The following is a 22,391-nucleotide window of genomic DNA, read 5'->3' on the forward strand; positions in this document are numbered from 1 at the left end:
TCGCCTTCAAACAAAAAAACCGGCCGCAAAAGCAGGCCGGTTTCGAACCCGGCCTTTTTAGCTACTTGTTTTACGTGGCTGCAAGCCGGCCGGCCAAATCACCACGGGATAATCTGCTAATACTGCGCCCCCGCGCTTGCGTCAATTGGCGGCATTTGGTTTTGTGCGGGCCTTCCGGGTATTGTTCCGAAATGTGGGCATCGGTTTTCGGAAGAAACGATACGAAAGCAGACGGCCGGACCATCCGGCCCCTGCTCTGACGGGACGGTATGACGATGGGTGGTTCTGCGACGCGCAGCACGGGCATTCTGGCGGACAACGCCATTCGCGGCTTGTTCGATAGCGGCAGGTTGAAGAGCGAGACGGCGCTGGACGACGACCAGATCCAGCCGGCGAGCCTCGACCTGAGGCTCGGCGCAAAAGCCTTCCGCGTGCGGGCGAGTTTCCTTCCGGGGCCGTCCCATCTCGTCGCCGACAAGCTCGACCGCCTGCAACTGCACGTCATCGACCTTACCGACGGTGCGGTGCTGGAGACGGGCTGCGTCTACATCGTGCCGCTGATGGAAAGCCTGGACCTGCCGGCGGAGCTGGCGGCGTCGGCCAACCCGAAGAGCTCCACCGGCCGCCTCGACATCTTCACCCGCGTCATCACCGATCGCGCCCAGGAATTCGACAAGATCCCCGCCGGCTATTCCGGTCCGCTCTATCTCGAAATCTCGCCGCGTACCTTCCCGATCGTCGTGCGCCGCGGCTCGCGCCTGTCGCAGATCCGTTTCCGCAAGGGCAATGCCCTGCTCGGCGAAAGCGAACTGCTTGCCCTCCACGGCACGGATACGCTCGTCGCCAGCGAGACGCCGAACGTCTCCGGCGGCGGCATCGCGCTTTCCATCGACCTCAAGGGCACCGGTCCGGACGGGCTGATCGGCTATCGCGGCAAGCACCACACCTCCGTCGTCGATGTCGACCGCAAGAACCAGCACGACATCTTCGATTTCTGGGAGCCGCTGTTCAGCCGCGGCCGCAACGAGCTGATCCTCGATCCCGACGAGTTCTATATCCTCGTCTCCCGCGAGTCCGTGCACGTCCCGCCGCTCTATGCCGCCGAGATGACGCCCTTCGACCCGCTCGTCGGCGAATTCCGCGTGCACTATGCCGGCTTCTTCGATCCCGGCTTCGGCCATGCCCCGGCCGGCGGCTCCGGCAGCCGCGCCGTGCTGGAGGTGCGCAGCCACGAGGTGCCCTTCATCCTCGAGCACGGCCAGATCGTCGGCCGCCTCGTCTACGAGCACATGCTCGACGCACCCGAAGGCCTCTACGGTTCCGGCCTCGGCTCCAACTATCAGGCACAGGGCCTGAAGCTGTCGAAACATTTCCGCGCCGGATAATACCGCTTCCGCAAGGGCTTGCGCCGGCCGCATCGCGGCCGGTCCTCTGTCGTGCCGATGAGATTCGGCAGGGCGTCCTACCCATTTCATTTTCTACTTTACAAACGAAATTAAACGTTTTTATTATGATATAAACGTTTAACAATAGCTGGGGAGCCCGGACGTTTCGCCGGCAGGGAGGACGTCGTTGGCATCGATCCGCATCGAGAATCTCCGCAAGGGTTTTGGCGCTCTGGAGGTGCTGAAGGGCATCGACCTCGGTATCGCCGATGGTGAATTCGTCTGTTTCCTCGGCCCCTCCGGCTGCGGCAAGAGCACGCTGCTGCGCTCCATCGCCGGCCTGGAGGAACTGGACGGCGGCGCCATCCGCCCCGCCTAGCCGGCGATCCGGCGCGCGTGCTGCCCGACCGGAACCTCATCCAGTTCATGCCGCTCCTTCTGGGTGACCGCCCGCCGCGCGCCATGGTGCAAAAACTTCTTGTCCGGCTCACGGACGGCGGCTTCCTCACCCAATGGGGTCCCGGCGACGGAAAGCCCGCAAAGCCCGTTCTACGAGGATGATGGCTATTGGCGCGGGCCGATCTGGGCGCCGACGACGCTGCTCCTCTGGGATGGTCTTCGCCGGCAGGGGGAAATGGAGCTTGCAAGGACGATCGCGGAAAAGTTCTGTTCTCTTGCCTCCAAAAACGGTATGGCCGAGAACTTCGATGCCCGGTCGGGGAGGGGCTTGCGGGATCGGGCTTTCGCCTGGACATCCGCCGCCTACATGCTCCTCGCCGCCTCCCTCAGTCAGGACCAGCCGTAGCGAGCCGAGACGCGATGCAGAGACCGACGATCAAGACCATCGCGCAGGAAACGGGCCTTTCGATCGCCACCGTATCGAAGGCGCTGAACGACAGCCCGCAGGTGCGCCCGGAAACCCGCGCCATCGTCGTCGCCGCCGCCGAGCGCGTCGGCTACCAGCTCAACATGCATGGCGTGCAGCTTCGCACCGGAAAGACCTACCAGGTCGCCGCCATCATGACGGCGCCCGGCCCCAAGCAGAACGAATGGGAAGGCGTCGAATACGCCCAGCTCCTCAGCGGCATCTCCTGGGCGCTGGAGGAAAGCCCCTACCGCGTCTCGCTCTATGCCGTACGCAATTTCGAGGAAAGCCTTGCCACCATCCGGCAGATCGTCTCGCTGAAGAAGGCGGACGGCATCATCGTCTCGGGGACCCGCGCCGACGATCCGCGCGTGCGCATCATGCAGGAGGCGGATTTTCCCTTCGTCACCTACGGCACGACGATCCACAACGCCCCCCATGCCTATGTCGATGCCGACAACGAGCAGATGATCCGCCTTTCGGTGGCGCGCCTTGCCGAACGCGGCCACCGCCGCATCGCGCTCATCAACCCGATGGCCGAGCTCAGCTATGCCATCACGCGCCTTGATGCCTACCGCCGCGCCCTGGAGACGGCCGGCCTTGCCTTCGATCCGGCCCTCGTCGCGCATGGCCGTCTGACCCCTGCCTTCGGCCGTGAAAACGTGCTTCTCATGTCGGACCTGCCGGATCCGCCGACCGCCTATATCTGCGCCAACGAAGCCTCGGCGCTCGGCGCCTTCTCGGGCTTCCATGCCCGCGGCCTCGTGCACGGGCGCGATGCCGTCATCAACGCGACCGACGACCTCAATGTCAGCCAGTATTTCGCCCCGCCGATCACCACCTATTTCCTGCCGATCCACGAGCCGAGCGAGCTTCTGGGCAGCTACATCCTGCGCTGCATGGAGGGCGAGGCGCCCGAAGCGCTGCAGACCCTCATCATGCCGAAACTGGTCGAGCGTTCGGACGACCGGCTGAGCAAGGGCTAGAGAAGAAAACCGCCCTTCGGACGGCGAGGATGGCATCGAACCGGATGGAGGCGTCCGCCTTTCCGTCTCCGGCCACATCGCCGAAGACAAAGGTGTCGCTGCGGCCCCTGGCGCCGCCGGCCGGAGCGACGGCAGTCCGGCATCGCCGCGCGGTATGAAATCGGCCGACCGACCGGTGCTTCTCTGCGCCCTCGCTTGACACATCCGGCGAACTGTTGAATGACTGCGCCGTCGCGCTGCCGTGCGGGTATGATGTAATGGTAGCCTGTCAGCTTCCCAAGCTGAACGCGCGGGTTCGATTCCCGCTACCCGCTCCAGCCCGGTTTTTCAGGGTGTTGCGCGACATTCATCCGGTATTTGCTTGTGGTCTTTTCAGAGTCCGTTCTGGCTTAGGCTTGTCGGGTTCTGGATGATCGATCCGGCTCGAAACCGCCACGCCGGCGGCTTTCCCGGATTGGTACGGTCCCGCCTCCGGAGCTGGTTAAGCGGAATAAAAACGTTTATATTTTATCTTGAAAACGTTTATATTCCTTGTTACCAATTTTAAGGAGCAGGGGCGAGGTTCATCTGCGGCGGGAGGTGCTGCAGAAGGGCGCATGGCCGGTTCAGGGGATTTGTCGAGCACCTTCCGCAAGGGGCGGACGCCGACGGTTGAGGAGGAAGAGATGAAAAAATTCGTTGCAACACTTGCGCTTGCCGTCTTCGCGGCGGGGGCCGCGCATGCGGCCGATCTCGGCGGCAAGCTCCTGAGGGTCGGCTCCGACACCACGTCGCCGCCGATGGAAAGCGTGGACCCGGCGAGCGGCCAGATCGTCGGCTTCGATGTCGACGTGGTCAATGCCATCTGCGCCAGGATCAACTGCCAGGCCGAATTCGTGACGACCGGCTGGGACGGCATCTTCGCCGCGCTCGACCAGGGCAGCTTCGACCTCGTGGCCTCGGGCGTCTCGATCACCGACGAGCGCAAGAAGGCGATGGATTTCTCCGATCCCTATATCGTCAACAGCCAGGCGGTGCTGACGCGCGCCGAGGACCAGGGCATCACGCTGGAGACATTCAAGGCCGAAGGCCGGAAGCTCTCCGCCCAGGCCAACACGACGGACGCGCAGGTCGCCGAAGGCGTCGTCGGCAAGGAGAACGTCATCGCCTATGACAGCTTCAGCGCCGCCATCATCGCGCTGAAGAACAAGGACGTCGACGGCGTCGTGATCAACGGCGCCAATGCCGCCGCCTATGAACGGGAATTTGCCGGCGAGCTCGTCGCCTCCATCAAGGACCTCGAATCCGATCCGCTCGGCCTCGTCTTCCGCAAGGGCGACGAGAATGTCGCGGCCTTCAACGAGGGCCTCAAGGCGATCAAGGACGACGGCACGCTCGACCAGCTCATCGCCAAATATTGGGGCCTCAAGTAAGAGGTTCTGCCGGAAGCACCGTGCGGGCGCTTCCGGCATGTCGTGATGCCGGAGGCCGAAATGTCGTTCGTCAGAAGCGTGAGGCCCAGCAATCTGGTGATCCTCGCCGCGTTGCCCTTCATCGTCTACCTTTTCGCCGCGTCGGCGGACTACCAGCGCTCGTTGCGCGCTATCCTGGGCGTGGAGCTGGGCTCGGGCGCCTTCGTGCCGGGTTTCCTGCTGCTTACGGTCGCCTTTTCCGCCGGTTTTGCGGTGCTTGTCCTGTCGCGCCGCAAGGTGGTGCGACCGCGCCTCACGATGGCGGCGGGCCTTGCGGGGCTTCTGGCGACGGCCGCCGTTCTCGCGGGGGATCTCGTCCATCCCTTCATCGCCTCGGTCGTCGCGAACGGCGTCGATCCCTTCAAGTCCGCTCTCGTCGTCAAGGGGGCGACGCCCCGCCAGTTGACGGATGCGGCCGATCTCATGGTGCGCGGCGTGGAGGCCTGGCTCTGGCCGGCCTATGCCGTGCTGCTCGTCGCGGGTCTCGGCCTCACCGTCGCCGGCAGCCGCGCGCCGGTTCCGGCGGAAAGCCGCCTGCGCCGGGCAGGCGCCTGGCTGCTCGGCCTCGTCAATGGCGCCGGCCTCGTCTTCGTCTTGCTCTTCGCCCACCTCGCCTTCGCCTCGGGCCTCGCCACGACCATCCGCGCGGCCATCGCCGCCTATATCCTCGCGGCCATGCTCGGCCTCGTCTGGGTGGGGCTCCTGAAGCTGCGCTATACGCGCCGGAGCCTCTATTTCTTCGCGGCGATGACCCTCGCCTTTGCCGCGCTCTCCGCCTGGTTCCTGATGCAGCCGCGCGACAACTACGTGCTGGCCGGCACGCTGGAGGGCAAGGTGGGCATCATCACCGGCACCCCGTCGGGCCTCATCGGCGCCGTGCGCTTCGGCCAGTACGAGGGTGGCCCGACCACCGAGACGCCGGTACGCACCTTCGTCACGCCCGAGCAGGCGATCGAGGCGATCGGCAGACAAGAGGATGTCAGCGGCGCGTTGCTGCCCGCTGCCGCCGCGCCCGCCGAATGGCCGCGCCTCTGGCAGGTCGAGGCGCTGAACGACCGCGACCGCGCCGCCGGCATCACCTTCGCCGTCATCGCCATCGTGGCGGGCCTCTTGACCTTCGGCGGCTTCCTGCATCGCCGCCATCCGCTGTCCATCGGCTCGGAATTCATCGTCGATACGATCCGCGGCATTCCGATGCTCGTCATCGTGCTCTACGTCGGCCTGCCGCTTTCCGGCGCCTTGAAGGATGCGACGGCCGGCGTCTTCGATCCGCCGAACCTGATCCGCGGCATCGTCGCCATGGCCATCGCCTATTCCGCCTATCTTGCGGAGATCTTCCGCTCGGGCATCAACGCCATCCCGGCCGGGCAGATCGAGGCGGCGGGCAGTCTCGGCCTCAACCGATGGCAGACGGCGCGGCTCGTCATCCTGCCGCAGGCCTTCCGCATCGTCATCCCGCCGCTCGGCAACGAGCTGATCGCCATCCTGAAGGACACCTCGCTGCTGTCGATCCTGTCGATCCGCGACATCACTCAGCGCATGCGGGAATTCCAGTCGGCGAGCTTCCTGCCGTTCGCGCCCTATAACTCGGCGGCGATCCTCTACATCCTGCTGACGCTGGCGGCGGCAAGCCTCATCAGCCTCATCGAGAAGAAGTATGACACCAAGCACCGCTGAGACAGGAACGGTACTGATCACCGGTGCCGGGCGGGGCCTCGGCCGGGCACTGGCCGACCTCTATGCGGCCGTCGGTTTTCGCGTCATCGCCTGCACGCGGCAGGGGGCAGGTGATGCCCCACCGCTCGATGTGGCGGACGCGGCCTCGATCGCCGCGCTCGGGGACCATCTGGCGGGCGTGCCGATCGATATCGTCATCAACAATGCCGCGATCCGCGGCGATACCGGCGGCCTCGCCTCGTTGGAAACGCATGGTTTTCTGGAGGTCGTGCGCATCAATGCGCTCGCCCCGCTGCTGGTCGCCCGGGCGCTCAGGCCCAATCTCCTCGCCGGAAGGCGCCGGGTGATCGCCAATATCGGCAGCCGCGCCGGCTCGCTTGCGGAAGGTACGATCGATGACGAGGACGGCGACTATGCCTATCGCTGCTCCAAGGCGGCGCTGAACATGGCGACGGTCAAGCTGGCACAGGATTTCCGCTCCGACGGCATCGCCGTCCTCTCGCTGCATCCCGGCTGGGTGAAGACGGATATGGGCGGCGCGGAGGCGGCGGTCGAGGTGGCGGAAAGCGCCCTCGGGTTGAAGCGGCTGATCGACGGCGCGACGATGGCCGAGACCGGCAGCTTCAGGGCCTATGACGGCCGGACGGTGCTCTGGTAGCCGCAGCCAGCAGAATTTTGAACAGTGATATAAACGTTTATATTGCAATCGTGACGAAAGCGGACCGGCCCGGCCGGCGCCGCGGAGAATGAAGGACGACACTGGTGCACAAGCCGCTCACCAAACAGAACCGCTTCGACGCTGCCCGGCCGGAGGCCGGCATGCTGGAGCTTGGCGTCTGCTACTATCCGGAGCAGTGGCCGCGGGAGAAATGGGACGAGGACGCCCGCCGCATGGTGGAACTGGGCCTTGCCTGGGTGCGCATCGGCGAGTTCTCCTGGTCGCAGATCGAGCGGCAGGCCGGCGTCTTCCATTGGGAATGGCTGGACGAGGCGATCGAGGTGCTCGGCTGCGCCGGCCTGAAGGTCATCCTCGGTACGCCGACCGCCGCCCCGCCGAAATGGCTGGTCGACCGCTACCCGGATATCTTGCCGGTCGATGCGCGCGGCGTGGTGCGCAAGTTCGGCGCGCGCCGGCACTATTGTTTCTCCAGCCGCCGCTACCGGCTGGAGGCGGCCCGCATCACCGAAGCCATGGTGCGCCGCTATGGCGAAAACCCCTTCGTGCATGCCTGGCAGACGGACAACGAATACGGCGACCACGACACGATCCACAGCTATTCCGACGAGGCGAAGCTGGCCTTCCGGCAATGGCTCGCCGCGCGCTACGGCACGGTCGAGGCGATGAACCGTGCCTGGGGCACGACCTTCTGGAGCATGCACTACAACACGTTCGACGAGGTGGACCTGCCGAACAACCTCGTGGAAGAGCCGACGCCGACCCATCTCGTCGACTATTTCCGCTTTTCCTCCGACCAGGTGAAGACCTTCAACAAGGCGCAGGTGGACCTTATCCGGCAGCATTCGCCGGGCCGTCCGGTCACGCACAATTTCATGTCGCAGAACACCGACTTCGACCACTACAAGGTCGGCGAGGATATCGATATCGCCTCCTGGGATGTCTATCCGATGGGCGGGCTGATCAACGGTCGCCTCGGCGCGGAGGAGAAGGCGCGGTATCTGCGCGTCGGCGATCCGGACCAGCCGGCGTTCAACCACGACCTCTACCGCGCCATCGGCCGCGGCCGGGTCTGGGTGATGGAACAGCAGCCGGGGCCGGTCAACTGGGCGGCGCACAACCAGTCGCCGGCAGACGGCATGGTGCGGCTGTGGACCTGGCTCGCCTATGCGCATGGCGTCGACATGGTCTCCTATTTCCGTTGGCGCCAGGCGCCCTTCGCGCAGGAACAGTTCCATGCCGGGCTGCTGCTGCCGAACAGCGAGGTGGACCAGGGCTATCTCGAAGTGGCGCAGGTTGCCGAGGAGATGATGCGGCTGCCGAAAGGCGAGGTGCGGGAAAAGGCCGCCGTCGCGATCCTGCTCGATTACGAATCGCGTTTCGCCACCAGCGCCCTGCCGCAGGGGCGCGGCTACGCCGCCTCGTCCATCGCGCTCGACTGGTATTCCGCCGTCGCGCGCCTTGGCGTGGATGTCGATTTCATCGGCCAGCATTCCGATCTCTCCGGCTACAGCCTCGTGCTGGCGCCCGACCTCGTCATCCCGGATGCCGCCTTCCTTGCCCGGCTGAAGGCGTCGAAGGCCAAGGTGCTTTTCGGCCCGCGCAGCGGCAGCAAGACGCGCGACATGCACATCCCCGCCGACCTGCCGCCCGGCCCGCTCGCCGATCTCCTCGATTTCCGCGTGACGCGCGTCGAGTCGCTGCCGGACTACCACAGCGAGCCCGTGCTCTACGGCAATGTGAGCCACCCGGTGACCGGCTGGCGGGAGCTCATCCGCACGAACGAGACGGTGCTGGCCACCTTCGAGGGCGAGCATCGTCCCGGCTCCCCGGCGGTCATCGGCAATGATCGCGCGCGCTATGTCGGCACGCTGCCGCGCGGCGAATTCCTGGCGAAGCTGATGGGCGACACGCTCGGCTGGGCCGGCGTCAGGAGCCTGCCCGATCTCGGCGATCTCAGGCTCGCCCGCCGCGGCCGGCTGCACTTCGCCTTCAACTATGGCAATACCCCCGCCGCCGTGCCGGCAGGCCCGGAGGCGACCTTCCTCGTCGGTGACCGGCAGCTTGCGCCGGTCGATGTGGCGATCTGGACGGAAGGCGGCCGCTAGAGCAATTCCGGCAGGAGTGCGAAGCGGTCTTGCGTCCGCAATTGCGCCGAAACGCTCCAGGCCGCCGAGCCGGGGCGCCCCCTCGTCCGGTCTCTCCGTCCCTCCCTGGGGAGAAGGACCGTATGAGGGGTGGCTTTGTTGCAAGTTGCTGGCGGGAGCGGAAAAATTACCCGGCTTCCGTTCCCGTCTGCGGCTGCACCGGCCGGTGGGCCGTCTTGTTCCAGAAGAAGGGGTTGTGGCGCAGCTCCCCCACGGCGCGCCAGGCGGCGACCGACAGCAGCAGCCAGTAGACCGGCGTCATCATCCAGTGCCTGCCCACGGCCACCTGTTCGCCATCCGTCATGCCGCCCCGTCCGAGCGCGATGAAGACCGCATAGCTCCCGAAGATGTTGATGATGTCGATGGTAAAGAGGGTGAATTCGAGCGGCCCGACCATGAAGGCGGACTGGAAGAACAGCGACCAGGTGATGAGGCCGAGATAGGCGACGATCAGCGGATGGGCGAGCGAGGAGAGGATGAGCCCGCCGATCAGCACCTGGAAGACGAGGCTCGGCCAGAGGCCCATCTCCGAAACGAGGCGCGAGGGATGGCGCATCAGCACCAGCCAGGTCTGCAGCCAGCCCTTGAACCAGCGCGTGCGCTGGCCGAGCCAGGCATTCCGCCCCACGGGCGCTTCCTCGTAGGTCGGCCGGGTGAGTGTGCCGCAGCGATAGCCGAGCCTGTAGAGCCGGAGCCCGAGATCGGCATCTTCCGTGACATTGTACGGATCCCACCCGCCGGCCTGCTGGAGCACGTGCGTGCGAAAATGGTTGGACGTGCCGCCGAGCGGCATGGGCAGGCGTGCGGCGGCAAGGCGCGGCAGCAGCACGCGGAAGAGCCCGGCATATTCGAGCGCGAACAGCGCGCTCAGCCAGCTTTCCCGTGCATTGGTGATGACGAGCGGCGCCTGGAGGCAGGCGATATCCGGCGGCCCGGCTTCGAAGGTCCGCCAGGCCTCCTCCAGTTGCATGGGATCGACCCGGTCCTCGGCATCGTAGATGACGAGGTATTCGCCGCGCGCCGCGCCGAGCGCATAGGTGAGCGCCTTCGGCTTGGTGCGCGGCTGGCCGGGCGGCACCTCGACGATCTCGTATTGCCGGCCGAGGCGGGTGAGGGCGAGCGCATCGAGCGTTTCCTGGTCGTCCGCCTCGCAGATCAGCTTGATGTCGAGGCGGGCGGCCGGCCATTCGATGCGGTTCAGGGTGTCGATGAGTTGCGGCACGACGGCCGCTTCCCGGTAGAGCGCGACGAAGATGGAATAGGTCGGCCGCGGTCGCGCCGGTGGCGGTGGCACCAGTGCCCGGTACTCCTGCCGCCATTTGGCGATGAGGGCGACCAGGCGGATCAGGAAGGTGCCGAGGAAGAGCAGGCTCAGCACGATATGCAATGCCAGCGTGGCCAGCATGGGGGCGAGGGCGGCCAGCACAAGAAGAAGGGTCACGGCGACGCCGGTGTAAAAACCCTGCCGCCCGCGCAGCGTGATGCGGGCGCTCGCCTCCGGCATGGTGGCGTGGAGATCGTCGACGGTGTCGCGCAGCCGCCTTTGCTGGCCGGCCTGCCAGAGCGCGGCCCGGAGGGCCGAAGGCGTGGTCGCCGCCATCATGGTGCGCAGGACGGGCGAATGCGCCAGCCGTTCGCTAAGATAGGCGAGCCGCTCGGCACTCGGCACGATCGCCGTCGTCGGCGGGCGCGAGGAATGGCGCAGCCGTACCACGGTGGGCTCGACAAGCTGGGTATCGGCGCCGGGAATATCCTCGACCTCCGCCGGATCCAGCCGGTCGAGGAAGGGGATGTTCAGGATTTCGGCCAGCGCCTCGTAGTAGATGTGCTCCGAAACCGAACCGCTCGCCAGCAGCTCCGTTTCCAGTGACGTGCCGTGCTGGTTGGCGCGCACCAGCATGGTCGAGATGAGGGGCTTGGGCAGGCCGAGGCGCCGGAAGAGCCGGGCTTCCGTCATCAGGTGCGACGGCACGGTGTCGTCGCGGGCTGGCGCCGGCGGCGCCGGCAGGATGCCGATTGCGGTAGCGAAACCGATGTCGTCGGGATATTCTGCCAGTCGCATGCAGCCCCGCAGCCGCATAGGCGGCCACGCCCCCTTTAAACCCCAGGTTGATTGTAATGCGGCATATCAAAATTGCACCCCTCAAAATTTACGGGCTGCTCGCCTTTTGCCTGTTGCTGGCGGCGGTGCGGCCGCAGGAAGCGGCAGCGCAGGAGCCTGCGTCGGTCGACCTGCCGATCCTGTTCGACACGCGCGAGCGCATCGCGCGACCGGACCTGTCCGGCATCGTGCGGCTGCGCTTCCTGACCACGGTGGATTTCCCGCCGTTCAACTTCATCGACCAGACCGGCAAGCTCGCCGGCTTCCATGTCGATCTGGTGCGGGAAATCTGCCGGGAGCTGGCGCTCACGGAAAAATGCCAGATCCAGGCCGTGACCTTCCCGGAACTGGAAAAGGCGCTGGTCGACGGCAATGGCGAGGCGGTCGCCGCGGGTGTCGCCGTCACCGCGGAGCTGCGCAAGCGCTTCCTCTTCTCGCGCCCCTTCATGCGCCTGCCGGCCCGCTTCGCCGTGGCGAAGAAGACGCCGCCCGCCGGAGAGACCGCGGCGGCGCTCGATGGCAAGCGGGTCGGCGTCGTCGCGGCGAGCGCGCATGAGGCGATGCTGAAGGCCTTCTTCCCGCGCGTGCAGGTGCAGACCTTTCCCGATCGCGCCGCCCTGCTGGCGAGCCTCAAGGACGGCAAGGTGGATGCAGCCTTCGGGGATGGCATGCAGCTCGCCTTCTGGACGAGCGGCTTGGAATCGGCCGGCTGCTGCCGCCTGTTCGACGGCCCCTATCTGTCGGAGCGGTTCCTCGGCGAAGGGCTGACCATCATGTTCCGCAAGGAGGACGCGACGATAACCGGCGCGATCGACCATGCGCTGCTGGCGCTCTCGCGCAGCGGCCGCCTGCAGGAGATCTATCTGCGCTATTTCCCGGTCAATCTCTACGGCGGCTGACGCGCCCCTACTGGCTGGCCCAGATGATGCGGGCGATCCAGTCGACGTCGTCGATGTCGAAATTGCGGTTCGGATGCTCGGGATTAAGCGAGACGAGCTCGATCGTGCGCGGCGTCTGGCGATGCAGCACCTTGGCCATGACCTCGCCCTCCCGGGTCTTGACGACCACGCGGTCGCCGCGGCGCACCTGCGCGCCCGGCTCGACGATCAGGACGTCGCCGTCGCGGTAGAGCGGCAGCATGCTGTCGCCCTGCACCTCCAGCGCATAGACGCCGGGCTTGCGATCCGGCGAGGCGGGAAACTCAACCACGTCCCAGCCCTGGCCGGCCGGAAAGCCGCCATCGTCGAAGAAGCCGCCGGCGCCCGCCTGTGCGAAGCCGAGCAGGGGAATGGTGCCGGTCTGCGGGGAAAGGCGCCCTGCGGCAGGGCGGCATCGCGCGCCGGGTCGGCCAGCGTGAAGAATTCGTCGATCGAGGCGCCGGTCGCGTCGAGCACCTTGGCGATCGATTCCGTCGAGGGCCAGCGCTGGCGGCCATCGGCGCCCTGGCGCTTCGACTTGTTGAAGGATGTCGGGTCGAGCCCGGCGCGGCGGGCAAGGCCGGACGGCGAGAGCCGGTTGCGCTCGGCAAGGGCGTCGATCGCTGCCCAGATCCGGTCGTGGGAGAACATGCTGAAAAACCCTGCCAAGGCAACGGACCGGCAAGGGCCGGTCCGAGTGATCGGAAGCATATCCAAGGATGGCGGGCGAGTAAAGGAAAAAGGATTATTTTCCTGTATTCTTTCCGGACCGGTTTTCCGCCGCCCGGCGCCGGGCGACGACGCTCTCGCGCCAGACGGTGAAGATGCCGGCGCCGACGACGATGGCCGAGCCGAGCACCATGTTGAGGTTCAGCGTTTCGCCGAAGACGCTGACGCCGATGATCGCCGCCAGCACGACCTGGAGATAGGTGAGCGGCTGCACGGCGGCGGCATCGAGCAGGTCATAGGCGCGGATCAGGAAATAGTGGCTCGACATGCCGGTGATGCAGAGCAGGCCCATCCACAGCCAGTCCCCCGCGGTGAGGTTCGTCCAGAAGAACGGGCCGACGAGGGAAATCGCCGCTGCGCCGACGACGCCGATGTAGAAGAAGCTCGTCGAGGCCGTGTCGTCCCGGCTGACGAGGCGGGTTGCGATCACATAGACCGCGAACATGAGCGCGGAAACCAGCGGCAGCAGGACGCCCATGTCGAAGCCGCCGTCGCCCGGGTTGAGGATGATCAGCACGCCGCAGAGCCCGGCGCCGATCGCCGTCCAGCGCCGCCAGCCGACCCGTTCGCCGAGCAGCGGCATCGACAGGAGCGCGACGAAGATCGGTCCCGATGCCAGGATCGCCTGCGAATGGGCAAGGCCGACCGTGGTGAAGGCGGTGATGGTGACGACGATCTGGCAGGCGAGGAGCACGCCGCGCAGGATCTGCAGCGCCGGCCGTTTCGTCGCCGCCGCCACCTTCAGGCCGCCCGGGCTGCGGGCGCCCAGCGCGATCGCGAAGGCGCCGAAGGCCCAGAAGCGCAGCATGGCGATAAAGACCGGCGGATAGAGGCTGCCGAGATGTTTCGAGATCGCGTCCTGCAGGCTGAAGATCAGGATGGCAAGCAGGGTGAAGAGATAGCCGGTGCGTTTGGAATCCATGGCTCGCGCATATACCTGTGCGGCCCCGCTTGCACGCCGAAACTTGCAGGCGAAACGGACTTTTCGCGGCAAGGTTCACGGCGGTGGGAAAAATTTCCTCCCCCCGTGATTTTCAGCCTCTTTCGCCGTATCGATCGGCGCGCTATCAAGGCGGGGCGCGGCGCTTCCGCGCCTTCGAGGCTCACTCCGTGCAAAAGACCGTCTCTTCCGGCATTCTGCTGACGTCCTTCGCCTATTTCATGTTCTCCTTGCAGGATGCGACCGTCAAATGGCTCGTCGCGGCCCTGCCGGTCTGGCAGATCCTGTTCGTGCGCAGCCTGACGATCTTTCTGCTCTGTCTGGCCTTCGGCGGGCGCCCGCTCCTGCAAAGCGCGCGCCGCTCTCCGGTGATGAAGCCGCTTTTCCTGCGCAACCTGCTGCTGCTCGCCGCCTGGCTGTCCTACTACACCGCCGCGCGCGACCTCGGCCTTGCCGAGCTGACGACGCTCTACTACGCCTCGCCGGTCGTCATGACGATCCTCTCCGTGCCGATCCTCGGCGAGAAGGTGCCGGGATACCGGTGGTTCGCGGTGGTGATCGGTTTCGTCGGCGTGGTCGTCGCCTGCGGGGTGGCGGTCAAGGGCCTGCAGCTCTCGCTGCCGGTCTGTCTCGCCCTGCAGGCCGCCATCTTCTGGGCGATCGCGACGGTGCTCCTGCGCAAGACGGCGCTGCACGAGCGCACCGAGGTGCAGGTGACCATATCGAGCGGCTTCTTCCTGCTCTTCACCGCCATCGCGCTGCCCTTCGTCTGGCAGCCGGTCGCGCTGCTCGACCTGGCGCTGATGGCGGGAACGGGGGTGATTGCCGGCATCGGGCAGTTCGCGATGTTCGAGGGCATGCGCCGGGCACCGGTCTCCGTGCTCGCCCCCTTCGAATATTCCTCGCTCGTCTGGGCTTTCGTGCTCGGTTATCTCATCTGGAGCGACGTGCCCGGCTCGAATGTCTTCGTCGGCGCCACGCTGATTTTTTCCGCCGGCATGGTCATCATCGCGAGCGAACGCTTCGCCGGGCGCTTCCGTATCAGGATCTGACCCCTTAAGTGACGAAACAACCAAAAGAATTCCGTTTTCATCACGCTGGTTGGTTGCAAGCGTTCATGACAACGATATTGTCGCCGTCCTGTGGACGGCTTGAACCGGGGGGTTAGATGCCGATTTCGAACGCCGCCTTCGTGCGCTCGACGGTTATTCTGTTGATAGCAGGCATGCTTGCGTTGCTCGGCATCGTCGGCACGTCGCTCTGGCTCGTCAGCAAGGTGCAGGGCTATTTCGCCGGCTTCATCGAGGTGCGCGAAGCGCGCAGCGCCTCTGCCGACCTCCTGTCCATCCTGAAGGACGCGGAAACGGGCCAGCGCGGCTTCATCATAACAGGGGATATCGCGTTCCGGGCCCCCTATGACAGCGCGCTGCGCGGCGTCGCCGAGCAGGAGGAGGTCTTCCTCGAGAAGACGATGCGCCTGCCCGAATATGCCGGGCGGGCCAGGCGGGTCGGCGAGCTCGTCGAGCAGAAGCTGGCGGAGCTTGCCGCAACCGTCGATCTCATGGAACAGGGCCGCCAGGCGGAGGCGATCGAGGAGATCAAGACCGATCGCGGCCGCGTCCTCATGGACCAGCTCCGCGTCGAAATCGGCTCCATCATGAACGATGCGGACCGGCGTCTGGAGGAGAGCGTCGTCGATACGCTCCGGTCCGCCGGCGCGCTGCAATGGACGACGGTGATCGGCGCCATCGCCATCATCGGCGTGCTCGGCGGCGCGGCCGTCGTCGTCATGCAGTATACCCGCGATATCCTCGCTGCCCGCCGCGAGGTCGAGATGCTGAACGCCACGCTGGAAAAGCGGGTGGACGAGCGCACGGAGGAGCTGATCCGCGCCAACCAGGAGGTGCAGCGCTTCGCTTATATCGTGACGCACGACCTGCGCGCGCCGCTCGTCAACATCATGGGCTTCACCAGCGAACTGCAGGCCTCGCTCGCCTCCATCCAGAGCTACGTGCTGGCCGACGGCAAGGCGCCGAGCGAAGGCGACATCCTCGAGGCGCGCCGCGCGGCCTCAGAGGACCTGCCCGAGGCGATCGGCTTCATCCGCTCCTCCACCAAGAAGATGGACGGCCTCATCAACGCCATCCTGAAGATTTCGCGTGACGGGCGGCGGGAGCTCAGGATCGAGCGCGTGGACATCAAGGCGCTCGTCGAGACGGGCGCGGCGGCCGTGGGTCACCAGGTCGGCGAATCCGACGGCGAGGTCACCATCGACGACAAGCTGCCGACCGTCATTTCCGACCGGCTGTCGCTGGAGCAGGTTTTCGGCAACCTCTTCGACAATGCGATCAAATACCAGGTGCCCGGCCGGCCGCTGCGCATCTCCGTCACCGCGAAGAATGGCGGCCGCGCCGGTTTCGTCATCGAGTTCACCGACAATGGCCGCGGCATCGCGCCCGAAGACCACGAGCGGGTCTTCGAGCTGTTCCGTCGCTCGGGCACCCAGGACAAGCCCGGCGAGGGCATCGGCCTTGCGCATGTGCGTTCACTGATGCGCAATCTTGGCGGTGATATCGTCGTCCGATCCGAACTCGGGCAGGGGACGACCTTCGTGCTTCGTCTTCCGCCCGACCTCAGCAAAGTTGTCAGGAGTATGCAGGCATGAACGGACTGGGTAAGGAAGTCACCATCGTCATGATCGAGGATGATGAGGGCCATGCGCGCCTCATCGAGAAGAACATCCGCCGCGCCGGCGTGCACAATGAGGTCGTGCCCTTCACCAACGGCACCGATGCGCTCGATTTCGTGCTGGGCAAGGACCGCTCCGGCCTTGCGAGCGCCGGCAAGTTCCTGCTGATCCTGCTCGACCTCAACCTGCCGGACATGTCCGGCATCGATATCCTCCAGCGGATCAAGACCAATGCCCACACCAGGCGCCTGCCGGTCGTCATCCTGACGACGACGGACGACGAGCGGGAAATCCAGCGCTGCTACGATCTCGGCGCCAATGTCTACATCACCAAGCCGGTGGAATACGAGAGCTTCGCCCATGCGATCCGCCAGCTCGGCCTGTTCTTCTCCGTGATCCAGATCCCCGAGACGCAGTAAATGAAGGAAGGCGCCGTCCGCATCCTCTATATCGACGATGATCCGATCCTCGCGCGGCTCGCCGAGCGCGCGCTCGGCCGTCTCGGTTACGAGGTGCTGCATGCCGAGGACGTGGAGCATGGCCGTGCGCTTTTCCAGGACGGTGGTTTCGATGCCGTCGTGCTCGACCACTTCCTGAAATCCGGCACCGGCCTTGCCTTCCTGAAGGAGCTCGTCGATGCGCCGGGTGCCGTGCCGGTCGTCTATGTGACGGGCTCCAACGACGCCCAGGTCGCCGTCGAGGCGCTGAAGGCGGGCGCGGCGGATTATGTCATCAAGTCGGTCGGCGACGACTTCATGCCGCTTTTGGCCAATGCGCTCGGTCAGGCGCTGGAAAATGCCGAGCTGAAGCGTGCGAAGCTCCGCGCCGAGCAGGAGATCCGCGCCGCCAAGGAGCGGGCCGAGGTGCTTCTGGCCGAGGTGAACCATCGTGTCGGCAATTCGCTGGCGCTCGCCGCCGCCCTCATCCGCCTCCAGATGTCGAGCGCGTCCGACGAGGCGGTGAAGGAGGCCTTGTCGGAGACGCAGGCCCGCATCACCGCCATCGCGGGCATCCACCGCCGGCTCTACACATCGGAAGACGTGCGCCATGTCGATATGGGCGCCTATCTCTCGACGCTGCTTTCCGAACTCGACACGTCGATGAAGGGCCAGGGCTGCAACGTGCGGCTCAACCGCATGCTGGAACCGCTGCATGTGCCGACCGACCGGGCCGTCTCGCTCGGCGTCATCGTCACGGAACTCGTCACCAATGCCTTCAAATATGCCTATGGCGAGATCGGCGGCGAGGTGCGTGTCGGCTTCACCCGCCTGGACCCGGAGACCGCGCTGCTCTTCGTCGAGGACGACGGCATCGGCTGGCGCGGCGATGGCCCGGTGCGCGGCACCGGCCTCGGCTCCAAGATCATCGGCGCCATGGCCACGAGCCTCGGTGCCAGGCTCGCCTATGCCAGCCGCACCGTCGGCACGCGCGCGGAACTGCTGGTGCGCATGGCCGATGCCGCACGGCAGGCATAGGGCGGAGTATCGCACGACAAAGGACCCGGATGCAGGGACATCCGGGCCTTCGGGGAGGTCAGCGGGAAAGGCGCTTACTTGCAGACCTTGATCTTCTTGATGATCACGTTGCCGTAGTAGTCGTAGGACTTCACCTTCTTGATGAAGCAGTGCGGCTTGTAGCCGTAGCTGTAATAGCCGGCCTGCGAGGGGGCGGCGAAGGAGATGGCGGCAACGGCGGCGATGGCGGCGGAAACGATGATCTTGCGCATGGGGTCTCTCCTGATCGGTTGAGGATGAGCCTCTCTCATCCGGTGATCAGAAGGTCTCACATCGCCGCGCCCGCCGCTGTTCCGCAGGAAACAGGAAAAATGCCGCATCGCCCGGGACGATGCTGCGCGGCTGACTTCGAACGCAATTCCAGAAAAAGGGCGACGCGGTTTTGCGTCCCGCATCGCGGCGAAGCACGCCAAAGGTCGGCGGCCGGCTCAGAGGGTTGCGGAGGCTGCGCGCTTGCGGGATTTGCGGGCCGGCTTGGGCTCTGCCTGGACGGGCTCCTGCTGCAGGCGCAGGGCGCGCAGCCGGGCGGTCTTCTTTTCCCGCTCGGTCGCTTCGGCAGCGATGATGGTGCGGGCCGTCTGGTCGGTCGCAGCCGCCTTGTCCTGCGCAGAAAGTTTGACGGGGTTGAAGAATTTTTCCTTGGTCGCGGTCATGACGTCTCCTTTCTGGAGTGAGGTCCGACAGGACGGGCCGGGCGGCGGACTGCGTCACCCGGCGCGCTGATGGATGGTCAGCGGGCGGGACGCGCCGCACGCTTGGGCGCGGGCAGCAGGCCTTCGCGCTGCAATTTCTTGCGGGCGAGCTTGCGTTGGCGGCGAACCGCTTCGGCCTTCTCGCGGACCCGTTTTTCGGACGGCTTCTCATAGGCGCTGCGCGCCTTCATTTCGCGAAAGAGGCCTTCGCGCTGCATCTTCTTCTTCAGCACACGAAGCGCCTGGTCGACATTGTTGTCTCTGACGAGAACCTGCACGATATGTCCTTTCTCTCGCGGCTTGCGCCGCATTGGGGTCGATATGCCGCCGCTCGCCTCCGGAGCGGCCGCGTCACTTTCCGATGCGAATGCTCGACGGCTTCAGCCAGGGACCGCCCTTGCCGGCGGCGGCTGTCGTCGTCTTGCGCGACGCAGGGGCGGCGGTTTCATCGGCATCGATGTCGCTATGGACGATGCGCCGCTCGAAATTCTCGTTGTCGAGCTGCACCCGATACTGGGCTTCTCCATGGTCGGCCGGCAGAACGCTGACGATCCGGCATGTCCGCTCGCCCGTCGCCGTACGGGTCAGGCCGGCCTTCAGAACGACGCGATCGCCGACGGCATGAGTTTTCCGGCTCATGACCTTCTCCTTCGGGGCTATGGAAACAAAAAGGCCGGGTGTGACCCCGACCTCTTCCCGTCACTCAAACGCTCTGCCGCCAGTACATCCGTGGTCGGCGGGCGGAATGACAATCTTAAACGGCGCGAAGGTTGTCGGCCGAGCTCTTGCCGGACTTGCGGTCGCGGACGATCTCGTAGCTGACCTTCTGGCCTTCGGCGAGCGAGCCGAGGCCCGAGCGCTCAACGGCGGAGATGTGAACGAACACATCCGTCGCGCCATCGTCAGGCTGAATGAAACCGAAACCCTTGGTGCTGTTGAACCACTTTACGGTACCTGAATTCATAACGATATCCTTTCCATCGCTAGTGTAATCGGACGATATCTTGTCCGTTTTGATCGATCTTGAAAGGAAATCTGACAGAGCTTGAAGGCTCAAAGACAAAGGTCGCAAGCAGTTTTCGACATGTTCTATATAAAGTTTATTCGCGAAAACGCAATGGTTGGCCGGAATTTTTCTGACGGCCCCCGAGGGAAAAGCCGAAAAACGCAACGATTCGCTGATTTTATGTCGAGCTGGATTTATGGATTCGACAGTTTTATTTTCGCGTCCGTGGATGAAACGCAGGCACCGGACGAAAAAAGGATGGCGCCGCGCCATCCTTTTCCTGTCGATGCGCCTGCTTCAGGCCGCCTTCTTCGCCTCCGGTGCGAAGCGGCTGTAGAACGTCTCGCCCTTGGCGGCCATGTCCTTCAGCAGCGGCGTCGGCTGGAAGTGGCTGCCGTATCGGGCGGCGAGCTTCTCGCAGAGTTCCACGAAGGTCTTCACGCCCATGCCGTCGATATAGGAGAGCGTGCCGCCGGTATAGGGCGCGAAACCGAAGCCGAGGATGGAGCCGACATCGGCCTCGCGCGGGTCGGTGACGATGCCCTCTTCCATGGTGCGGGCCGCTTCCAGCGCGATGGTGGCGAGCAGGCGCTCCTTCAGCACCTTGACGTCCACGTCTTCCGGCTTCTGCTGCGGATAGAGGTCTTTCAGCCCCGGCCACAGCTTCTTCTTCGCCGGCTTCGGCGGGTAGTCGTAAAAACCCTTGCCGGCCTTGCGGCCGAGGCGGCCTTCGCCTTCCACCAGCTTCGTCACCAGTTCCATATGGCGCGGATCGACCGATTCCGGCCCGAGATCGGCGATGGAGGCCTTGAAGATCTTGTAGGAGAGATCGACGGCCACCTCGTCATTGAGCGACAGGGGGCCTACCGGCATGCCGGCCATCTTCGCCGCATTCTCGATCATCGCCGCCGGCACGCCCTCGATCAGCATGTCATAGGCCTCCGCCATGTAGCGGAAGACGCAACGGTTGACATAGAAGCCGCGCGTGTCGTTGACGACGATCGGCGTCTTCCTGATCGCGGCGACATAATCGAGCGCCGTGGCGAGCGCCCGCTCGCCCGTCTCCTTGCCGAGGATGACCTCCACCAGCATCATCTTGTCGACAGGCGAGAAGAAGTGGATGCCGATGAATTGTCCGGGGCGCTTCGAATTCTTCGCAAGGCCTGATATCGGCAGCGTCGAGGTGTTGGAGGCGAAGATGGCATCCTCGCGCAGCACCGCCTCGATCTTCTCCGTCACCTCCTTCTTGACGTTCCGGTCCTCGAAGACCGCCTCGATGACGAGGTCGGCATCGGCGAGGCTGGCATAGTCGGGCGTCGGCGTGATGAGGGAGAGCAGCGTTTCGCCCTCTTCCTTCGTCATGCGGCCCTTGCCGATGGCGCCGGTGACGAGCCCTTGCGAGACGCCCTTGCCCTTGTCGGCGGCCTCCTGGTCGCGGTCGATCAGCACGACCGGGATGCCGGCGGCGGCCGTCACATAGGCGATGGAGGCACCCATGAAGCCGGCGCCGACGACGGCGACCTTCCTGAACTCCGCCTTCGGCTGGCCCGCCGGGCGGCGCGCGCCCTTGCCGAGTTCCTGCATGGAGACGAACAGCGACCGGATCATCGAAAAGGCTTCGGTCGTCTGGAGGATATGGGTGAAGTAGCGCTGCTCGATCTTCAGCCCCGTCTCGAACGGCACTTGCAGGCCCTCATAGACGCATTTGAGGATGGCGAGCGCGCCCGGATAATTGCCTGCCGTCTCACGGCGCAGAATGGCGGGCGCTGCCGGCCAGAGCTGCGCGGCGGCCGGCGTCCAGATGCCGCCGCCGGGGGCCTTGAAACCCTTTTCGTCCCAGGGCTGGACGGGCTTCAGGCCGTCCTTGATCATCTGCTTGGCGGCGAGAATGAGTTGGTCCGGCTCGACGACCTGATGCACGAGGTTCATCGCCTTGGCGCGCGCGGCCGTCAGCGAGGAGCCGGTCGTCATCATCTGGAGGGCGTCCTGCGCATTGGCAAGGCGCGGCACGCGCTGGGTGCCGCCGGCACCCGGGAAGAGGCCGACCTTGACTTCCGGCAGGGCGATCTTGACCGATTTGGCGTTCGAGGCGACGCGGCCGTGGCAGGCGAGCGACATTTCGAAGGCGCCGCCCATGCAGGTGCCGTTGATGGCGGCGACCCACGGCTTGCCGCAGGTTTCGAGCTTGCGGAACAGCCAGGTCATGCGGCCGGTCGCCTCGAAGAGCTTTTCGACGGCGGTGGCCGGGTCCTTCGCCTTCGCCTCCTTCAGGAGATCGAAGCTCGCCTGGATCATCGAAAGATCGGCGCCGCCGGAGAAGGCGCTTTTGCCCGAGGTGATGACGACGCCCTTGACCGCGCTATCCGCCACGACCTGGTCGACGATCTTTTCCAGCTCGTCCATCACCGCGATGGTGAAGACGTTCATCGACTTTTCCGGCATGTCCCAGGTGACGAGCGCAATGCCGTCGGCGTCGGTCTCGATGGTGAAATTCTTGTAGCTCATGATGGGATTCCTCTTCCCTGAAATCTTTTGCGGAGCGGCCGGTTGCCCCTCATCCGCCTGCCGGCACCTTCTCCCCGTGAACGGGGAGAAGGGACATGCCGCGCCGTCGCC

21 protein-coding genes, 1 tRNA gene, 2 pseudogenes and 1 riboswitch are annotated in these 22,391 nt (G+C 65.3%); of the genes and pseudogenes, 14 read left to right on the forward strand and 10 right to left on the reverse strand.

Annotated elements, in window-relative coordinates:
• Positions 1-36 precede the first annotated feature (36 nt).
• Positions 37-115: riboswitch (SAM riboswitch) on the reverse strand.
• A gap of 160 nt (positions 116-275) precedes the next feature.
• Together shn_RS00585 and shn_RS00590 are read left to right on the forward strand one after the other, a co-directional pair.
• Positions 276-1,385: a 2'-deoxycytidine 5'-triphosphate deaminase gene (locus shn_RS00585; RefSeq protein ID WP_145925839.1), complete on the forward strand. Its 1,110-nt coding sequence runs from the start codon at positions 276-278 to the stop codon at positions 1,383-1,385.
• Between the two features lie 187 nt (positions 1,386-1,572).
• Positions 1,573-1,755 (forward strand): annotated as a pseudogene (locus shn_RS00590) (ATP-binding cassette domain-containing protein); the annotation flags it as partial.
• Positions 1,756-1,760: 5 nt separating this feature from the next.
• Here the strand turns inward: shn_RS00590 and shn_RS36240 are convergent.
• Positions 1,761-1,898, reverse strand: coding sequence for a hypothetical protein (locus shn_RS36240; RefSeq protein WP_168168883.1), 138 nt, complete (start codon positions 1,896-1,898; stop codon positions 1,761-1,763).
• On the opposite strand from shn_RS36240, the gene shn_RS37565 reads away from it, so the two are divergent.
• The 7 genes from shn_RS37565 to shn_RS00625 all read left to right on the forward strand — a co-directional run bounded on the left by shn_RS37565 (position 1,864) and on the right by shn_RS00625 (position 9,148).
• Positions 1,864-2,190, forward strand: coding sequence for a trehalase family glycosidase (locus shn_RS37565; protein ID WP_064328709.1), 327 nt, complete (start codon positions 1,864-1,866; stop codon positions 2,188-2,190). The genes shn_RS36240 and shn_RS37565 overlap by 35 nt on opposite strands.
• A gap of 14 nt (positions 2,191-2,204) precedes the next feature.
• Positions 2,205-3,236, forward strand: coding sequence for a LacI family DNA-binding transcriptional regulator (locus tag shn_RS00600; RefSeq protein WP_064328710.1), 1,032 nt, complete (start codon positions 2,205-2,207; stop codon positions 3,234-3,236).
• 243 nt (positions 3,237-3,479) lie between these two features.
• Positions 3,480-3,553 (forward strand) — tRNA-Gly (locus tag shn_RS00605).
• A 348-nt stretch (positions 3,554-3,901) separates the two neighbouring features.
• Entirely contained in the window at positions 3,902-4,648 is a 747-nt protein-coding gene (locus shn_RS00610; protein WP_064332376.1) for a transporter substrate-binding domain-containing protein, read from the forward strand.
• Between the two features lie 60 nt (positions 4,649-4,708).
• The gene (locus shn_RS00615; RefSeq protein WP_064332377.1) at positions 4,709-6,364 is read left to right on the forward strand and encodes an amino acid ABC transporter permease; all 1,656 of its coding nucleotides are present in this window, start codon (positions 4,709-4,711) and stop codon (positions 6,362-6,364) included.
• Positions 6,345-7,022, forward strand: a complete 678-nt coding sequence (locus shn_RS00620) for an SDR family oxidoreductase (protein ID WP_064328711.1) — start codon at positions 6,345-6,347, stop codon at positions 7,020-7,022. Before shn_RS00615 ends, shn_RS00620 begins: the two co-directional genes overlap by 20 nt.
• Before the next feature lie 104 nt (positions 7,023-7,126).
• A complete protein-coding gene (locus shn_RS00625; RefSeq protein WP_064328712.1) occupies positions 7,127-9,148 on the forward strand; it encodes a beta-galactosidase in 2,022 nt (673 codons plus the stop codon).
• 166 nt (positions 9,149-9,314) lie between these two features.
• Here the strand turns inward: shn_RS00625 and shn_RS00630 are convergent, their stop codons facing one another.
• Entirely contained in the window at positions 9,315-11,249 is a 1,935-nt protein-coding gene (locus shn_RS00630; RefSeq protein WP_064332378.1) for a glycosyltransferase family 2 protein, read from the reverse strand.
• Between the two features lie 56 nt (positions 11,250-11,305).
• On the opposite strand from shn_RS00630, the gene shn_RS00635 reads away from it, so the two are divergent.
• On the forward strand, positions 11,306-12,187 hold the full coding sequence (locus shn_RS00635; protein WP_064328713.1) for a transporter substrate-binding domain-containing protein: 882 nt from the start codon (positions 11,306-11,308) through the stop codon (positions 12,185-12,187).
• A gap of 7 nt (positions 12,188-12,194) precedes the next feature.
• On the opposite strand, the pseudogene shn_RS00640 reads toward shn_RS00635, so the two are convergent.
• Together shn_RS00640 and shn_RS00645 are read right to left on the reverse strand one after the other, a co-directional pair.
• A pseudogene (locus shn_RS00640) lies at positions 12,195-12,856 on the reverse strand (helix-turn-helix transcriptional regulator).
• A 94-nt stretch (positions 12,857-12,950) separates the two neighbouring features.
• Positions 12,951-13,856, reverse strand: a complete 906-nt coding sequence (locus tag shn_RS00645) for a DMT family transporter (RefSeq protein ID WP_064328714.1) — start codon at positions 13,854-13,856, stop codon at positions 12,951-12,953.
• A 188-nt stretch (positions 13,857-14,044) separates the two neighbouring features.
• Between shn_RS00645 and shn_RS00650 the strand changes: the two genes are divergently transcribed.
• The 4 genes from shn_RS00650 to shn_RS00665 all read left to right on the forward strand — a co-directional run bounded on the left by shn_RS00650 (position 14,045) and on the right by shn_RS00665 (position 18,038).
• Positions 14,045-14,926, forward strand: a complete 882-nt coding sequence (locus tag shn_RS00650; protein ID WP_064328715.1) for a DMT family transporter — start codon at positions 14,045-14,047, stop codon at positions 14,924-14,926.
• 116 nt (positions 14,927-15,042) lie between these two features.
• Positions 15,043-16,539, forward strand: a complete 1,497-nt coding sequence (locus shn_RS00655; protein WP_064328716.1) for an ATP-binding protein — start codon at positions 15,043-15,045, stop codon at positions 16,537-16,539.
• Positions 16,536-16,982 (forward strand): response regulator, encoded by a 447-nt coding sequence (locus shn_RS00660; RefSeq protein ID WP_064328717.1) that lies wholly within the window; start codon positions 16,536-16,538, stop codon positions 16,980-16,982. Before shn_RS00655 ends, shn_RS00660 begins: the two co-directional genes overlap by 4 nt.
• Positions 16,983-18,038, forward strand: a complete 1,056-nt coding sequence (locus tag shn_RS00665; RefSeq protein WP_064328718.1) for a sensor histidine kinase — start codon at positions 16,983-16,985, stop codon at positions 18,036-18,038. It begins immediately after the preceding gene.
• A 74-nt stretch (positions 18,039-18,112) separates the two neighbouring features.
• Here the strand turns inward: shn_RS00665 and shn_RS36245 are convergent, their stop codons facing one another.
• The 6 genes from shn_RS36245 to shn_RS00690 form a co-directional block, all read right to left on the reverse strand.
• Complete coding sequence (locus shn_RS36245; protein WP_162853019.1) at positions 18,113-18,289, reverse strand: hypothetical protein; 177 nt, start codon at positions 18,287-18,289, stop codon at positions 18,113-18,115.
• 216 nt (positions 18,290-18,505) lie between these two features.
• Positions 18,506-18,730, reverse strand: coding sequence for a hypothetical protein (locus shn_RS00670; RefSeq protein ID WP_064328719.1), 225 nt, complete (start codon positions 18,728-18,730; stop codon positions 18,506-18,508).
• 77 nt (positions 18,731-18,807) lie between these two features.
• Positions 18,808-19,047, reverse strand: coding sequence for a 30S ribosomal protein S21 (rpsU, locus tag shn_RS00675; RefSeq protein WP_064332379.1), 240 nt, complete (start codon positions 19,045-19,047; stop codon positions 18,808-18,810).
• Between the two features lie 73 nt (positions 19,048-19,120).
• The gene (locus shn_RS00680) at positions 19,121-19,408 is read right to left on the reverse strand and encodes a hypothetical protein (RefSeq protein WP_064328720.1); all 288 of its coding nucleotides are present in this window, start codon (positions 19,406-19,408) and stop codon (positions 19,121-19,123) included.
• A gap of 115 nt (positions 19,409-19,523) precedes the next feature.
• Positions 19,524-19,733 carry a cold-shock protein gene (locus shn_RS00685; protein WP_064328721.1) on the reverse strand — a complete coding sequence of 70 codons (210 nt, stop codon included), beginning with the start codon at positions 19,731-19,733 and terminating at the stop codon, positions 19,524-19,526.
• Positions 19,734-20,072: 339 nt separating this feature from the next.
• Positions 20,073-22,283, reverse strand: coding sequence for an FAD-dependent oxidoreductase (locus shn_RS00690; RefSeq protein ID WP_145925840.1), 2,211 nt, complete (start codon positions 22,281-22,283; stop codon positions 20,073-20,075).
• Positions 22,284-22,391 lie beyond the last annotated feature (108 nt).

This window comes from Shinella sp. HZN7 (assembly GCF_001652565.1).
GTDB lineage: Bacteria > Pseudomonadota > Alphaproteobacteria > Rhizobiales > Rhizobiaceae > Shinella > Shinella granuli.

Excerpts from the sequence above, each read along its gene's own strand:
- shn_RS00585 (WP_145925839.1), top strand. The coding sequence starts at position 276 with ATGGGTGGTTCTGCGACGCGCAGCACGGGCATTCTGGCGGACAACGCC.
- shn_RS00600 (WP_064328710.1), top strand. The coding sequence starts at position 2,205 with ATGCAGAGACCGACGATCAAGACCATCGCGCAGGAAACGGGCCTTTCG.
- shn_RS00610 (WP_064332376.1), top strand. The coding sequence starts at position 3,902 with ATGAAAAAATTCGTTGCAACACTTGCGCTTGCCGTCTTCGCGGCGGGG.
- shn_RS00615 (WP_064332377.1), top strand. The coding sequence starts at position 4,709 with ATGTCGTTCGTCAGAAGCGTGAGGCCCAGCAATCTGGTGATCCTCGCC.
- shn_RS00620 (WP_064328711.1), top strand. The coding sequence starts at position 6,345 with ATGACACCAAGCACCGCTGAGACAGGAACGGTACTGATCACCGGTGCC.
- shn_RS00630 (WP_064332378.1), bottom strand. The coding sequence starts at position 11,249 with ATGCGACTGGCAGAATATCCCGACGACATCGGTTTCGCTACCGCAATC.
- shn_RS00635 (WP_064328713.1), top strand. The coding sequence starts at position 11,306 with ATGCGGCATATCAAAATTGCACCCCTCAAAATTTACGGGCTGCTCGCC.
- shn_RS00645 (WP_064328714.1), bottom strand. The coding sequence starts at position 13,856 with ATGGATTCCAAACGCACCGGCTATCTCTTCACCCTGCTTGCCATCCTG.
- shn_RS00655 (WP_064328716.1), top strand. The coding sequence starts at position 15,043 with ATGCCGATTTCGAACGCCGCCTTCGTGCGCTCGACGGTTATTCTGTTG.
- shn_RS00660 (WP_064328717.1), top strand. The coding sequence starts at position 16,536 with ATGAACGGACTGGGTAAGGAAGTCACCATCGTCATGATCGAGGATGAT.
- shn_RS00665 (WP_064328718.1), top strand. The coding sequence starts at position 16,983 with ATGAAGGAAGGCGCCGTCCGCATCCTCTATATCGACGATGATCCGATC.
- shn_RS36245 (WP_162853019.1), bottom strand. The coding sequence starts at position 18,289 with ATGCGCAAGATCATCGTTTCCGCCGCCATCGCCGCCGTTGCCGCCATC.
- shn_RS00670 (WP_064328719.1), bottom strand. The coding sequence starts at position 18,730 with ATGACCGCGACCAAGGAAAAATTCTTCAACCCCGTCAAACTTTCTGCG.
- shn_RS00680 (WP_064328720.1), bottom strand. The coding sequence starts at position 19,408 with ATGAGCCGGAAAACTCATGCCGTCGGCGATCGCGTCGTTCTGAAGGCC.
- shn_RS00685 (WP_064328721.1), bottom strand. The coding sequence starts at position 19,733 with ATGAATTCAGGTACCGTAAAGTGGTTCAACAGCACCAAGGGTTTCGGT.